The 13696-nt window shown below is 59.2% G+C and carries 13 protein-coding genes; 6 read left to right on the top strand and 7 right to left on the bottom strand.

The genetic code is table 11. The features are described from left to right. Window positions 1–12: 12 nt before the first annotated feature. From tssG to tssA, 6 genes are read right to left on the bottom strand one after another with little or no spacing between them, the layout of a single operon-like run. On the bottom strand, window positions 13–1014 hold the full coding sequence (gene tssG, locus ACFZPT_RS17235) for a type VI secretion system baseplate subunit TssG (RefSeq protein WP_034098300.1): 1002 nt from the start codon (window positions 1012–1014) through the stop codon (window positions 13–15). Beyond that, the gene (tssF, locus tag ACFZPT_RS17230; RefSeq protein ID WP_034113941.1) at window positions 978–2753 is read right to left on the bottom strand and encodes a type VI secretion system baseplate subunit TssF; all 1776 of its coding nucleotides are present in this window, start codon (window positions 2751–2753) and stop codon (window positions 978–980) included. The genes tssG and tssF overlap by 37 nt, the downstream gene beginning before the upstream one ends. Beyond that, window positions 2743–3144: a type VI secretion system baseplate subunit TssE gene (gene tssE / locus ACFZPT_RS17225; RefSeq protein WP_034113943.1), complete on the bottom strand. Its 402-nt coding sequence runs from the start codon at window positions 3142–3144 to the stop codon at window positions 2743–2745. The genes tssF and tssE overlap by 11 nt, the downstream gene beginning before the upstream one ends. A gap of 14 nt (window positions 3145–3158) precedes the next feature. Continuing rightward, entirely contained in the window at window positions 3159–4634 is a 1476-nt protein-coding gene (gene tssC, locus ACFZPT_RS17220; RefSeq protein WP_034113945.1) for a type VI secretion system contractile sheath large subunit, read from the bottom strand. Window positions 4635–4662: 28 nt separating this feature from the next. Continuing rightward, complete coding sequence (gene tssB, locus ACFZPT_RS17215) at window positions 4663–5160, bottom strand: type VI secretion system contractile sheath small subunit (protein ID WP_034098307.1); 498 nt, start codon at window positions 5158–5160, stop codon at window positions 4663–4665. Between the two features lie 33 nt (window positions 5161–5193). Next, entirely contained in the window at window positions 5194–6741 is a 1548-nt protein-coding gene (tssA, locus tag ACFZPT_RS17210) for a type VI secretion system protein TssA (protein WP_034113947.1), read from the bottom strand. A gap of 481 nt (window positions 6742–7222) precedes the next feature. Between tssA and ACFZPT_RS17205 the strand changes: the two genes are divergently transcribed. Further along, window positions 7223–7738, top strand: a complete 516-nt coding sequence (locus ACFZPT_RS17205; protein WP_017527976.1) for an Hcp family type VI secretion system effector — start codon at window positions 7223–7225, stop codon at window positions 7736–7738. A 49-nt stretch (window positions 7739–7787) separates the two neighbouring features. Here ACFZPT_RS17205 and ACFZPT_RS17200 read toward each other — a convergent pair whose 3' ends face one another. Next, window positions 7788–8609 carry an aldo/keto reductase gene (locus tag ACFZPT_RS17200; protein WP_034098310.1) on the bottom strand — a complete coding sequence of 274 codons (822 nt, stop codon included), beginning with the start codon at window positions 8607–8609 and terminating at the stop codon, window positions 7788–7790. A gap of 106 nt (window positions 8610–8715) precedes the next feature. On the opposite strand from ACFZPT_RS17200, the gene ACFZPT_RS17195 reads away from it, so the two are divergent. The 5 genes from ACFZPT_RS17195 (at window position 8716) to ACFZPT_RS17175 (ending at window position 13693) form a co-directional block, all read left to right on the top strand. Then, window positions 8716–9207 carry a DUF1543 domain-containing protein gene (locus ACFZPT_RS17195; RefSeq protein WP_034113949.1) on the top strand — a complete coding sequence of 164 codons (492 nt, stop codon included), beginning with the start codon at window positions 8716–8718 and terminating at the stop codon, window positions 9205–9207. A 129-nt stretch (window positions 9208–9336) separates the two neighbouring features. Next, a complete protein-coding gene (locus ACFZPT_RS17190; protein WP_034113951.1) occupies window positions 9337–9618 on the top strand; it encodes a peptidylprolyl isomerase in 282 nt (93 codons plus the stop codon). A gap of 129 nt (window positions 9619–9747) precedes the next feature. Next, entirely contained in the window at window positions 9748–11610 is a 1863-nt protein-coding gene (locus ACFZPT_RS17185; RefSeq protein ID WP_034113953.1) for an extracellular solute-binding protein, read from the top strand. Further along, on the top strand, window positions 11610–12671 hold the full coding sequence (locus ACFZPT_RS17180) for a microcin C ABC transporter permease YejB (RefSeq protein ID WP_034113955.1): 1062 nt from the start codon (window positions 11610–11612) through the stop codon (window positions 12669–12671). The genes ACFZPT_RS17185 and ACFZPT_RS17180 overlap by 1 nt, the downstream gene beginning before the upstream one ends. Further along, window positions 12671–13693: an ABC transporter permease gene (locus tag ACFZPT_RS17175; protein WP_034098316.1), complete on the top strand. Its 1023-nt coding sequence runs from the start codon at window positions 12671–12673 to the stop codon at window positions 13691–13693. Before ACFZPT_RS17180 ends, ACFZPT_RS17175 begins: the two co-directional genes overlap by 1 nt. Window positions 13694–13696 lie beyond the last annotated feature (3 nt).

The raw sequence follows: 13696 nt of genomic DNA, 5'->3' as shown, positions 1-13696 counted from the left end.
TTTGCTGATCCCCTAATGTGCGTCGCTTGCCACGATAAGCACACCGTCAGCACAGTCGTGCGCGAGCCAGCTGGTCCATCCCAGCCGGCAGACGTTGTGTTCGCCGATGTGCAGCGGCCTGATCTCTTCTTTCGCAAGCACCAGGCGCAAGTCGTATTCCAGCGGATCGCGCGCAGTCAGCCGTATCAACGAGCACAGCTGCGGGTAATCCGCGCCAGTGGGTAAAAACCCGTGAAAGCGCTGCCAGCCCAGGTCGTGCACATGCACCCTGAATTTGCCGCCACGGTCGGCGACACGACTGCCCAGCACGTTGTCCTGGCCCAGCACACTGTTGGCGACGCCTAGCTGGTTTGTCTGGCACTGAGCGATCGCCACCGAGCGCTCAACCCATTGCTCGATCCACAAGCGGCTGTGCTTGAAGTAGTAACGCAGCACCGTTTCGATCAAGGCCGCCGAATGGGCTCGCAAGCCAAGCAGCCCCAGGTAAGGCAACAGCCGCTTGCAGTCCAGTTGGGCGGCAGCGCGAATCGGCTGGCCCCTCAAACCGATCAACGCAAACATCTGCTCGGAAAAGGCGTCCCGTGCCCCTGTCTCGAAACAGGTGCGGTAACGATATTTACGCCAGATTCCCAACATCAGACGCTGCAATCGATGGTGAAACAGGTCCAGAAAATCGCGGGTTGCATCAGCCCCTTCGGCGCATGCCTGTTCCGCGTAAAACGCAGGCAACGGCGATCCCGCGCCACATAGGCCCAACACGTTGAGGCGAAGACGGGCGCGCAATTGACCCTGCTCAACAAAAAACTCCAAGCGATCAATATCGTGAGCGGGAAACCCCAACCCTGGATTGGCCTGAAACTCCAAGCGCTCATACAACGCGTCGTCATCCAGCAGCGGGTGCACATCGCGCAACTGCTCGATCACCCGAGCGATCGCCTGGAACAGCGAGTACTCACGGATGACTCGGCTCAGTTGCTTTAAAGCAGGGGCTGTTGGCCCATCCGGATTGGCCATTGGTACACGTCTCCTTGTGTGCTGATGACTCGTAGTTCGTGGTAAGCATTGAGGCTGGCGTACAGCGTGAAGAACTCATTGAGTACCGACGCGAACATAAAAATCTCGCCTGGCCCCAAAAAGCCCTGGGCGTCGACGGTCAAGTCGATTCGCACGCCGCGAAACGGCATGCCGCGATGCAATCGGTCGACCCCCGTGTGCTGGATGGAGCGCAATGCGTCCAGCTTTCTCTGACTGATTTTTTGCGCCTGCCGATCGTGGTAACGCGGCAGGTCGTAGGTTTGCAGGACGACCTTCAGCGCACTGATGTCGCTCAACGACAGGTAGTTGAGCGACATGTTGCTGATCAACCGCCAAAGAAAGTCCTGATCCAGCGGCGGCGCAAAACTCTCGGTCGGCGCGCAGATATTGCGAAACGACAGGCCTTCGGGAGTTTGTTCGCAGGGCTGGTTGATTGCCCCCGCCTTGAGTGACCGAGGTACGTTGTGATTGGTGCACGTTAGCTCGACCGAGAGGGTTTCCTGGCTTTGCCCCACGCCATTGCCAAACCCCAGCCAGGTATCGAGACCGCCGTGATGTGCGGAGGCGCGTTGGCGAATGCTGTAGCAGGGTGAGCCCTCGTTGGCGTCGTGCTCGAAGGATTCAAACGGCACGTATGCCTGATACCCCAACCCTCCGGGGCGCCACCCGGTCACCCGATCAACGGAAAACACGTCGGCATTGCCCCGCTTGTATTCTCCAGGGATCAGCAAGTATTCATCCTGTTTGCCATCCAGGCGGATCGGAACCGCGTCATGTTCAAACAGGTTGACGATGGGCGTGCAGTACAGCTTCACGTTATCCAGCGTAGGCTGCTGGAGTTGCGGGCAACGACCGCTCAGCTCAAAACGCAGCGTCACACCGCACGTTTGCTGGAGGGCTGCGGTCGGCAACGTCTGCAGTACATCCAGCCCAACCAAATCGACAAACAGATACTTTTCAGGAAAGGCGAAATACTCCTGCAGGTGACGGTATCCGCGAAAGGTATTGGGCGGATAAGGGATCAGCGCATGCTCTTCAGCGAACCCTACGGGTTGTACGCTTTGCGCGCTAATTCGCAGCGACAGATCCTGGCCATTGCCGACATCGATTCCAACGCCGTCGCGACCGAACGGCCGTAACTCGATGCCGTCCAAATGACGCAGCAACCCCAAATACAGGCCTTGACTGACATACCGGTCCCCGGCCAGATGCAGGCGCAGTCGGTCAAATACGCACGCGCTGAAATTCCCCTCGGCGCTCATGTCCAAGCGCAAGTTCAACACTGCCCGCTCGCCGTTAACGCTGTACTCCAGGGCGCTCAGTTGAAACGGCAGAACCTGAGTGGCGTAACAAGTTCGGAAGCGGCAGCGCTCACCGTCGACCGGTTCGCTCTCCACAGGTGTATCCCGTGCAACGGTCACGCTGGGGCCGGCATGTCGCAGCGGGTCGAATTGGAGGATGCTGAACGCAGGCAGCGGTCGCATATAGTTGGGCCACAGCAAGTGCATCAGCGAATGCGTCAGCTCGGGTAACTCGTCATCCAACTTCTGGCGCAGGCGACCGGTGAGGAAAGCAAAACCCTCCAGCAAACGCTCCACGTCCGGGTCCTTGCCGGTCTCTCCCAGAAATGGCGCAAGCGCCGGGTTGCGCTCGGAAAAACGCCGGCCTAACTGACGTAGCGCGCTGAGTTCGCTCTGGTAATAGCGGTTAGCGGACATCGGCATAGACCTCACTACGACCGGCGTCGCCAAGCCGCGCAGTGAAGGTGACGGGCCTCGTGACACCGTCAACACTCAGCGTGGCTTCAATGGAAAAGGCCAGGGCCAATGGGTCGTGATCACGGGGCAAGGCGCGCACCAGGACATTCTGCAAGCGCGGCTCGTAGGCCCGGATAAAGCGCTCGATCAGTAGTCGCGACCGGCTCAGGGTTTCGTGCAGGCTCTGGTTCATATCGTTGAGGTCAGGCAAGCCGTAATCCGGCAGCGTTTGGACACTGCCGGCGCGGATGCTGAGCATCTTGCCCAGATGGGCCGCGACAGAACTCGCACAGCATTTTGAGTTAGGTGCGGAGCGATCAAGACGCTCGAAAAGGCGTTGGTTGCGCATCATTCCTGGCCCCCGATTCATTCTTTATCGAGCTTGCCGACCAGGGATAAGGTGAAGTCCGCGCCCATGTATTTGAAGTGCGGTCGCACGCTCAGATTGACCCGGTACCAGCCGGGCTCGCCTTCAACGTCACTGACAACGATACGGGCCGCGCGCAACGGCCGCCGGCCACGCACTTCGGCACTAGGGTTTTCCTGGTCTGCGACGTACTGGCGAATCCACTTGTTGAGCTCCAGCTCCAGGTCGGTGCGCTCCTTCCACGAGCCCAACTGCTCGCGTTGCAGGACCTTTAAGTAATGAGCCAGGCGGTTGACCACCATCATGTAGGGCAACTGAGTGCCGAGACGGTAATTCAGCTCGGCTTGCTTGCCCTCGGCACTGATGCCGAAGTGCTTGGGCTTCTGCACGGAACTGGCGGAAAAGAACGCGGCGTTGTCGCTGCCCTTGCGCATCGTCAGAGCAATAAAGCCCTCTTGCGCCAGCTCATATTCTCGACGGTCGGACACCAGTACTTCGGTGGGGATCTTGGTCTCGATTTCGCCCATGCTGTGGAAGTGATGCAACGGTAGATCTTCCACCGCACCGCCGCTTTGCGGGCCAATGATGTTGGGGCACCAGCGAAACCGTGCAAAGCTGTCGGTCAGGCGCGTGGCAAACGCATAGGAGGTATTGCCCCACAGGTAGTGCTCGTGGCTGTTCACCACGTTTTCCCGATAAGCAAAGGTCTTGACCGGGCATTCGAGAGGATCGTAAGGCGTACGAAGCAAGAAACGCGGGACGGTGAGCCCGATATAACGGGAATCCTCGCTCTCGCGAAAGCTCTGCCATTTGGCGAACTGCGGGCCTTCGAAATGATCCTTGAGATCCTTCAGGTCAGGCAGGCCGGTGAAGCTCTCAAGGCCGAAGAACCCCGGCCCGGCCGCGGCGATAAAAGGCGCATGGGCCATGCAGGCCACACTGGACGCGTATTGCATCAGTTTCACATCGGGAGCGCTGGGCGCCAGGAAGTAATTGGCGATTATCGCGCCCACCGGCTGGCCACCAAACTGACCGTATTCCGCGCTGTAGATATGCTTGTAGAGCCCGGATTGCGTCACCTCCGGCGAATCTTCGAAGTCGTCCAGCAGGTCTTGGCGCGAAACGTTCAACAGTTCGATTTTGATGTTTTCGCGGAAATTGGTGCGGTCGACCAACAGTTGCAAGCCCCTCCACGCGGATTCCAGTGCCTGGAATTGCGGATGGTGCAGAATCTCGTCCATTTGCAAGCTGAGCTTTGTGTCGATCTCGGCAATCATTCGATCGACCAAATGCTTCTTGACCGGTTCGCCACTGTTCTGGGGTTTGATCAGCTCTTCGATAAAAGCCGATACCCCGCGCTTGGCGATGGCGTAGGCTTCGTCGTCGGCGCTGAGTAATGTTTGGGCAATGATGTTGTCGAGGATGCTGTGTTCTTCGGTGGCGTTGACCGAGGTCTGTATCGGTTGGCTGTTCATGGTGTCAGTGTCCTTTTACTGAAAAGTGTCAGGCGGGTTGGCTGCTCAAGGCCAGTTCCGCCAATACCCGTGCGCGGGACTCGTCATCGGCCAGCGCCTGTTCAATGGCTTTACGAAAGCTCGGCGTGTTGCCCAGAGGCCCCTTGAGCGCCACCAATGCCTCACGTAGAGCCATGAGCTTCTGCAACTCCGGAATCTGCTCCACCAGATGGGCGGGGTTGAAATCCTTCATCGAATGGATGCGCACCTGAATCCCCAGCTCCTCGACATCGGCGTCGTCCTGAAGACGATTGGGGACATTCAGCGCCAGGCTCAGCGCCTGGTTGGCCAAGACTTCGTCAAGGCTGTTTTTGTCGATCGCGATAGGCTTGCGATCTTCGAGCTTGCGCGCGTCTTCGCGCTGGGTGAAATCTCCCAGCACCAGCAGTTTCAACGGCAGTTCGACTTCTTCCTGGGCAGCGCCGATGGCAGGTTTGAAGGTGATGTTGATGCGTTCCTTGGGTGCAACCGAACCTTCTTTGGCCATGGTGTTTCTCCTTTTTTCGAGTGGCTCGAAAGCCTATTCAAGTACCGCTTCGAGATCGAAGAGGCACAGCCTGCGGTGGGTGTCTTCCTTGCGCTCGCGTACGGCATGGCTCTGTGGCAACAGGTCACAGCAGCGGTGCAACAGCTGCGTGACGTGGACAGCGAGCTCCGGCTCCCAGCGCTCCAGCCCCGTGCGTTGCAACTCGAGGTCCAGATGGTCGAGCTGGATCTTCGCCAACTCATGTTTGCCCGCCTGCACACACAGCCGGGCCTGTGCCAGGCGCCAGTGAAAACGCTCGCGGTCGCTACGAGCCCCATGCAACCCCCGCTTGAGTTCATGCACGACGGCCTTGAGCCCGTCTTTGCGCAGCCTGGGCTGCAGGGCCTGCAAGGCGACTTCCCAAGGCGCCTCCTCGACGGCCTCGCACGGCGCCTCGGGTGGCCGCAGGTGACGTACAACCTGCGTGGCGATCCAGTCCCGTGTGCCCGCATCGGCAAATGGACTACCGTCGTGGAAGCGAAACTCAGGCAGGTTCGGCAGGCGCTGCAGCAGCAGGGCAAAATTCACTTCCAGTTCGGTCATGGCCAGCTCGGCCTGCAGAGCTTCCAGGCATTGCCAGACCATGTGTAAGCCGTCGAACCAGAACATCGCGCCGGCCAGACTGGCCTCAAGTTCCAGCAGCAGATCGGCGTAATGGCCTTGGGCAAAGCGTTCGTGATGGCGTTTGAGCTTGTCCGGTGCTGGGCCGCGCAGCGCGGTGATGCGCTCACTGTCCGCGTCCGGATAGCTGAGCAGGGAGAGCCACATCAGCGTGCGATTAAGGCGCAAGGCACGCAGGTCGGTAGCGTTCTGGCGCAACCACCAGGCGCATAGCGGACGGGCCTGCTCCTGCAATGCTCGCAGCCACTTGTGCGCATCCTTCTCACTCTCCAGCACCGGCTCGGGTTTGATCAGTTGTGTCGTGGCCTGCTTCACCTGGGCTACCGCGCCGGTCAATCCTGTGGCCGGAGCTTGGCTCTGCGCGGCGCGCTCCAACTGCTGGGTCAATTGCCTGCAAATCGGCAATAGCAAAGGCGCGTCCTCTTTCAGATGACGGCTCAACAGCTCATCCAGGCCCTCCAGTTCCTCAACGACCGCACGAAAAAGCGGCTGTTGGTCTTGGAGGGCCAAGTGGCGCGCGAGCAATGTCTCCAGGCGCGATACCAACCACTGAAACGCAGCGGCACGGGTGCGCGTTTTTCGGGGATACACCTCCGACCAATGGCCCTCACAGAGAAGACGCAATAATTTCAATCCGGCCAGCAGCCCAGGAAAGGACTCACGCTGATGCAGCGCCCAGGTCAACCAGACAGCCACGCGAAGATCCTTGGATTGTTCCCTTAGCAGAACCTCGGCGGTTACCACGACTTTCTGCCAGTCCGGCTGGCACGCACCATGTATGGATTGGGCCTTGGCCAGTTCGAATTCGAGGGTTTCATACTCAGTTGAAAACCGCACATCGCCGCCCGCAAAATTCGACTGCGAGCAGGGAGTTTGCGCAAGCTCCAAATAATAAGCACAAAATTTTCCTGAATAGACCATTTAGGACCATACGCAACTAAGCATTAGATTCAAGACAAGACAATAACAACTAGACCGACCTATCAACTTGCCATCCTGGCTTCGCCTTAACTTCCACGAAGTTCGCAAACCTTAGTCATGCCAAGACCATTGAGCAAGCATCCACCCAACACTTAAGTCATTTCCTACAAACCTCTAAATTAGGGGGCCTGCGCAGTTTTTTGCGCAGTTGAATACTTACACCCTGTATAGCCAGACCGTGTAAACCTAAATAATTAAAGGAAGATAATAGCGAGCAATTAATTGCACACTTATGCGCACATATTCTCCAACTTATCTGCATTTCAAGGCGGGTTTTTAGATAAACACAGACGAAGATTCGGCGCAGAGCGCGGCCCTATTGGCCATCACAGTTTCCGGCACGTTTTTTGTTATAGGCATTTGACCAACCGGCAGCATTGCGGGTTGGAACTACCTCTATAACCAGGCAAGGAAACCCGTCATGCCAACACCCGCGTATCTTTCTATCACCGGTGTCAAACAAGGTTTGATTACGGCAGGCACGTTCACTCAGGACTCGGTAGGCAATATTTATCAGGAAGGCCACGAAGACCAGATCCTGGTACAAGCCTTCTCCCATCAGGTCATCATTCCCAGGGACCCGCAATCCGGCCAACCGACCGGTCAGCGGGTGCATAAGCCGCTGATGATCAGCAAGGTCTTCGATAAATCTTCGCCGCTGCTGTTCAGCGCGTTGACCAGCGGCGAAGAGGTCAAGTGTCGACTGGAATGGTTCCGTACCTCTTCGGCCGGGACCCAGGAGCACTACTTCACCATTGAACTGGAGGGCGCGACCCTGGTGGATATCCAATCACGCATGCCCAACTGCCAGGACCCGGACAATGCGCATTTCACCCATCTGGAAGACGTGTATTTCACCTATCGCAAGATCGTGTGGACCCACGAGGTGTCCGGTACGTCGGGGTCCGATGACTGGCGCAGCCCGGTAGCGGGTTAAACCGAACCGCAGAAACGGCGGCCATGGACGGCGCCGTTTCTGTCGTCAGCTAGACCATCGCCAAGGGATGCTTGCGTTTGGGCGCGCCGAACACACGGTCGATGGCATCGAGGTCGTGCTCATCGAGCACCAGCGCGGCAGCGGCGGCATTGAGCCGCACATGCTCGGGCGTCACCGCCTTGGGAATGGCGATCACGCCGTCCTGGCGCAATACCCAGGCCAACGCAACCTGGGCGGGAGCTACCTCGTGACGCAGGGCGATCTGCTTGAGCGTCGGACTCGACAGCAGTGCTCCGCCCTGGGCGATGGGACAGTAGGCCATGAGCGGCAGATGATGTTGCTGCCACCAAGGCAGCAAATCGAATTCGATGCCCCGTTCCTCGATGTTATAGAGCACCTGATTCGTGGCACACGCCGGGGCTGCCAGTTCCTGCAGGTCCGCCACATCGAAGTTGGACACGCCCCAACGGCCAATCTTGCCGGCTTCGCGCAGGCGTTCGAACGCTTCTACGGTTTCTTCAAGGGGGTACTGGCCGCGCCAGTGCAACAGATACAGATCGATGTAGTCAGTGCCCAACCGTTGGAGACTGGCTTCACAGGCACGGGGCATGCCCTTTTGGCTGGCATTATGCGGATAGACCTTGCTCACCAGAAACACTTGATCGCGCCGGCCGCGAATGGCCTCGCCGACCACCGTTTCGGCGCCGCCCTCACCATACATTTCGGCGGTATCGATCAAGGTCATGCCCTCGTCGATCCCCAACTGCAATGCCGCGATTTCAGCGCGGCGATGGTTCGGGTCTTCGCCCATGCGCCAGGTGCCCTGGCCGATGACGGGAACGGGAACGCCCGCCAGATCGATACTGCGCATGACAACCTCCTGATGAGTTCTTGGGTTAACCGTGTGGCATTGACCGGACAAAAGGGTTCAATCGAAGTATGGTTGGGCCCTGCCCAATCGCCAGGAAGGATCTGCAATGCTGTTTGTCGTGATGCTCGGGGGCAAACACCCTCGCGCCAGGATCGAAGTTCATGATGTGGTATTCGCCGCGGCCGATACGCTGCAAGGCACTTACCCGCAACTGCGCGAGGCGTGGTTCGGCAGCGCCAAGGGCGTGCATATCGATTCGTGGATGGCGGTCGACGGCGTCGACGGTTGGAAAGTCGAACTCAGCCACCTGGCACCCCACGCTGACGCCCATCGCCTGTATTTCATCAACCTCGGCGGTTACGAAGCCGAGAGTTTCGGCGAGGCCCACCATTATCTGCTGGTGGTTGCCCGCAACAAACACGAAGCTAAAAGCCAAGGCAAGCAACAGATGCGCCGGCACTGGTCCCAGGCGCATACCGACGCTGTGCTGGACGTAGATGACTGCCTGCCCATCGACCTGGTGGATGGCCGCTACGTGCATCTGGTCCAGGGTGAGCACCTTCCGATCGTCAAGCGCAACGATTACATCGTTCTATAGTGAAACATCAGCCTGCCTGCGAAAGGCATGGCCCGCCGCCGTACCGCTCAGGCAATCCCTGGGAACTTTGCCGGGAAATAACCGCCTGAATCCGGTACGCTCACCCTTTTCATTCAAGGAGTTACTCTCATGGCCAAAGCCACCGCCCGCCACATCCTCGTGTCCACTGAAGAAAAGTGCAACGAACTCAAGACTCAAATTGAAGGCGGCGCTGACTTCGCAGAAATCGCCAAAGCCAACTCCAGCTGCCCTTCCAGCCGCGATGGCGGCAACCTGGGTTCGTTCGGTCCAGGCCAGATGGTTAAAGAATTCGACACCGTGGTATTCAGCGCTCCAGTCAACACCGTGCAAGGCCCGGTCAAGACTCAGTTCGGCTACCACCTGCTGGAAGTTACCAGCCGTCAGGACTGATTTGTCCTGCACTGATGCGCGAAACAACGGCCCGCCATTCGGTGGGCCGTTGTGCATCTGATCACTGGCGACGCTGCCGCCGTTAGCGTACAAATCCCTATTCTTTTTATCCGGCGTTCAAGGCTGACAATGCGATTGGCTTTTTTCACACCCCTTATCAGTACTGCCCTGGCCTTTGTAATGGCGAGTACCGCCGTGATCGCGGCGCCACAAACGTACCTCACGGTGTACGGCGAACCGGCCAAGTACCCAGCCGGTTTCACCCATTTCGACTATGCCAACCCCAAAGCCCCCAAGGGCGGCAGCCTGCGGCGTTCGGCCATTGAGATCGGGCGCTTCGATCATGTGTTGCCGTATATCGATAAAGGCATCGGCGTGTCCCAGGTCGACGGCTGGCTCTACGCGCCGCTGGCCCAACGCTCACTGGACGAACCCTACACGGTGTACGGGCTGGTAGCCGAGAAGATGGAGCGCGCCGAGGATGGCCTGTCGCTGCGCTTTTACCTGAACCCCAAGGCCCGCTTCGCCGATGGTAAACCGATCACCGCCGAAGACGTACGCTACAGCTTCGATCTGTTGATGACCCAAGGCAGCCTGCGCTTTCGCACGCTGTTCGCCGACGTCAAACAGGTCGAAGTGGAAGGCGAACGCCAGGTACGCTTTGACTTCTCCAGCAATGAGAACCGTACCCTGCCCCTGGATATCGCCACCCTGCCGGTATTTCCGGAGCACTGGTGGAAGACCCGCGACTTTGCCAACGGCGGCGGCTACGAGGCGCCACTGGGCAGCGGCCCGTACAAAGTCAGCAAGATCGACTCGGGCAGCACCATCACCTTTACCCGCGACCCCGACTGGTGGGGCAAGGACCTGCCCGTCAGCCGTGGCCTCTACAACTTCGATCACCTGAGCCTGGAATACTTCGGCGACACCGAAGTGGCGCGCCAGGTATTGCGCGGTGGGGCCTACGACTTCAACCGCGAGTTTTCCGCCACCGGCTATTCCATCGGCTACAACGGCCCTGCCCTCGACGATGGCCGCCTGCAACGCGCGCATTTGGCCAAGGAAATGCCGCAACCGGCGCAAGGCTATGTGTTCAATGTGCAAAAGCCGATGTTTCAGGATCGCCGCGTGCGCCAGGCCTTGGCGATGCTGTGGGACTTCGAGTGGGCCAACCGGCAGATGATGCGCAACATGTACATCCGTCAGCAGAGCTTTTTCTCTAACAGCCCGCTGGCCGCCACCCAACTGCCAAGCCAGGAAGAGCTGGCCATTCTGGAACCGCTGCGCGGGCAAATACCCGCTGAGGTATTCACCCAAGTGTTCAAGGCGCCAGTCACCGATGGCAGCGGCATGATCCGCGACAAACAATTGCAGGCCCTGGCCCTGCTTGAGCAAGCCGGCTGGAAACCCGACGGCGACAAACTGGTGAACGCCCAGGGCGAGCCGCTGGAGTTCACCTTTCTGAACGCCCAGGCCGGTCTGGAACGCCTGCTGTTGCCCTACAAACGCAACCTGGCGCAGATCGGCATCACCCTCAATATCCGCCGCATCGATTCCTCCCAATATGTAAACCGCCTGATGAGCCGGGATTACGACATGATCGTCACCGGGTTCCCGGTCACCACTTCGCCGGGGATGGAGCTGTACAACTACTTCGGTTCCGCCGCCGCGTTCGATCCGGGGGCCAACAACTACATGGTGCTCAAAGACCCGGCCGTGGACAGCCTGATCAAGGGTCTGGTCAAGGCCAACACCCAGGCCGAGATGCTGACCTACGCCCATGCCCTGGACCGAGTGCTGCAATGGGACTACCTGTGGATCCCCAATTACTACCCGCCGGGTACGTCAGCGGCGTGGTGGAACCGCTTTGGCCGCCCTGCTATCGAGGCCAAGAACGACGAGGCCCTGGAAACCTGGTGGGAAATCAGCCCCACACCGCTGACGAATGAACAAATGAAAGCCGAGCTGAAAAAACGCGGGGAGGCCCGCTGATGTTTGCCTATATCGTGCGGCGCCTGCTGCTGATCATCCCCACCCTGGTGATTATCCTGCTGGTGAATTTCGTGATTGTGCAGGCCGCCCCCGGCGGCCCAGTCGAACAAGCCATTGCCCATCTGCAAGGGATTGGCGGCGGTGGTGTCGGCGGCTCGTCCGGCGAAGGCATGGGCAGCGGCTCCCGCGCCAGTCGCGGTCTGGACCCGAAGCTGATCAAGGACATCGAAAAGCAATACGGCTTCGATAAGCCCGCGCCGGAGCGTCTGTGGCTGATGCTCAAAAGCTATGCCCAGCTGGACTTCGGTAACAGCTTCTTCCGTGGCAAAACCGTGATCGACCTGATCCTTGAAAAAATGCCCGTGACCATTTCCCTCGGGCTCTGGGCCACTCTGATCACCTATCTGGTTTCGATCCCCCTGGGCATTCGCAAGGCTGTACGCCATGGCAGCAGCTTTGATGTATGGAGCAGCACCGCCATTGTGATCGGCTATGCCATGCCGGCGTTCCTGTTCGCGATGTTCCTGATCGTGGTGTTCGCCGGCGGCACTTCCCTGAACTGGTTCCCGGTGCGCGGCCTGGTGTCGGAGAATTTCGAAGAGTTGAGCACCGTGGGCAAGGTGGCCGATTATTTCTGGCACCTGGTGCTGCCGGTGACCTCTCTGGTGATCGGCGGGTTCGCCACCTTGACCATCCTGACCAAAAACTCATTCCTGAATGAAATCACGCGTCAGTACGTGGTCACCGCGCGCGCCAAGGGCTTGAGCGAGCGCCGCGTGCTGTACGGTCATGTATTTCGCAACGCCATGTTGCTGGTGATCTCGGGGATTCCCCAGGCGTTCATCAGTGTGTTCTTTGCCGGCTCGCTGCTGATCGAAGTGATCTTCTCCCTCGACGGCCTGGGGCGCATGAGCTACGAAGCCGCCGTCTCTCGGGACTACCCGGTGGTGTTCGGCTCGCTGTTTATCTTCACCTTGTTCGGGCTGCTGATAAAACTGATCGGCGACCTCTGCTACACCCTGGTGGATCCGCGTATCGACTTCGCCGCGAGGAACGCCTGATGCTCAATCTGTCTCCGGTGGCCCGCCGACGTTTCGAGCGGTTCAAGAAAAACCGTCGCGGCTGGTGGTCGCTGTGGCTGTTTATCGGCCTGTTTATCCTGACCCTGGGCGGCGAGTTGATCGCCAACGACAAACCCTGGGTGCTGAGCTACAAGAACGAGCTGTATTTCCCGGTGTTCAAGCGCTACACCGAGCAACAGTTCGGCGGGCAGTTGCCGTTCCAGGCCGACTACCGCAGCGATTACGTACAAAAGCTGATCCAGCAGGACGGCGGCTGGATGTTGTTCCCGCCGATCCCGTTCAGCGACGATACCCCCAACTACGAACTGACCCGCCCTGCCCCCAGCCCGCCCTCGGCGGTGAACTGGCTGGGCACCGACGATCAGTCGCGGGATGTGCTGGCACGGGTGATCTTCGGCGCGCGGGTCTCGATTCTGTTTGCCCTGGCGCTCACCGCGATCAGCGCGGCCATCGGCATCGCGGCCGGCGCGTTGCAGGGTTACTACGGCGGCTGGGTGGACTTGATCGGACAGCGCGTGCTTGAAGTGTGGTCCGGTTTGCCGGTGTTGTACCTGCTGATCATTCTGTCGGGGTTCGTGGAGCCGAATTTCTGGTGGCTGCTGGGGATCATGGCGCTGTTTTCCTGGCTGGCGCTGGTGGACGTGGTGCGCGCCGAGTTCCTGCGCGGGCGCAACCTGGAATACGTCAAGGCCGCAAGGGCCTTGGGCCTGGGGGACGGCAAGATCATTGGCCGGCACATCCTGCCCAACGCCATGACTGCGACCTTGAGCTACCTGCCGTTCATTTTGACCGGGGCAATTTCCACCTTGAGCGCCCTGGACTTCCTCGGCTTCGGCATGCCGGCGGGCAGTGCGTCCCTCGGTGAATTGATCGCCCAGGGCAAGCAGAACCTGCAGGCGCCGTGGCTGGGCCTGACCGCGTTTTTCACCTTGGCGCTGATCCTGTCGCTGCTGGTCTTTATCGGCGAGGCGTTGCGTGACGCCTTCGACCCACGCTCATGAGTG

Origin of the sequence: Pseudomonas sp. MD330_10, from assembly GCF_042610415.1 — a bacterium.
Classification (GTDB): Bacteria; Pseudomonadota; Gammaproteobacteria; order Pseudomonadales; family Pseudomonadaceae; genus Aquipseudomonas; species Aquipseudomonas rhodesiae.
The sequence above is the reverse complement of the archived record's forward strand: the minus strand, read 5'-3'. Positions and strand labels throughout refer to the sequence as shown.

Coding starts and splice junctions, on each gene's coding strand:
- ACFZPT_RS17180 (WP_034113955.1), top strand. CDS start 11,610: ATGTTTGCCTATATCGTGCGGCGCCTGCTGCTGATCATCCCCACCCTG.
- ACFZPT_RS17195 (WP_034113949.1), top strand. CDS start 8,716: ATGCTGTTTGTCGTGATGCTCGGGGGCAAACACCCTCGCGCCAGGATC.
- ACFZPT_RS17190 (WP_034113951.1), top strand. CDS start 9,337: ATGGCCAAAGCCACCGCCCGCCACATCCTCGTGTCCACTGAAGAAAAG.
- tssB (WP_034098307.1), bottom strand. CDS start 5,160: ATGGCCAAAGAAGGTTCGGTTGCACCCAAGGAACGCATCAACATCACC.
- ACFZPT_RS17200 (WP_034098310.1), bottom strand. CDS start 8,609: ATGCGCAGTATCGATCTGGCGGGCGTTCCCGTTCCCGTCATCGGCCAG.
- tssG (WP_034098300.1), bottom strand. CDS start 1,014: ATGGCCAATCCGGATGGGCCAACAGCCCCTGCTTTAAAGCAACTGAGC.
- tssC (WP_034113945.1), bottom strand. CDS start 4,634: ATGAACAGCCAACCGATACAGACCTCGGTCAACGCCACCGAAGAACAC.
- ACFZPT_RS17175 (WP_034098316.1), top strand. CDS start 12,671: ATGCTCAATCTGTCTCCGGTGGCCCGCCGACGTTTCGAGCGGTTCAAG.
- tssA (WP_034113947.1), bottom strand. CDS start 6,741: ATGGTCTATTCAGGAAAATTTTGTGCTTATTATTTGGAGCTTGCGCAA.
- tssF (WP_034113941.1), bottom strand. CDS start 2,753: ATGTCCGCTAACCGCTATTACCAGAGCGAACTCAGCGCGCTACGTCAG.
- ACFZPT_RS17205 (WP_017527976.1), top strand. CDS start 7,223: ATGCCAACACCCGCGTATCTTTCTATCACCGGTGTCAAACAAGGTTTG.
- tssE (WP_034113943.1), bottom strand. CDS start 3,144: ATGATGCGCAACCAACGCCTTTTCGAGCGTCTTGATCGCTCCGCACCT.
- ACFZPT_RS17185 (WP_034113953.1), top strand. CDS start 9,748: ATGCGATTGGCTTTTTTCACACCCCTTATCAGTACTGCCCTGGCCTTT.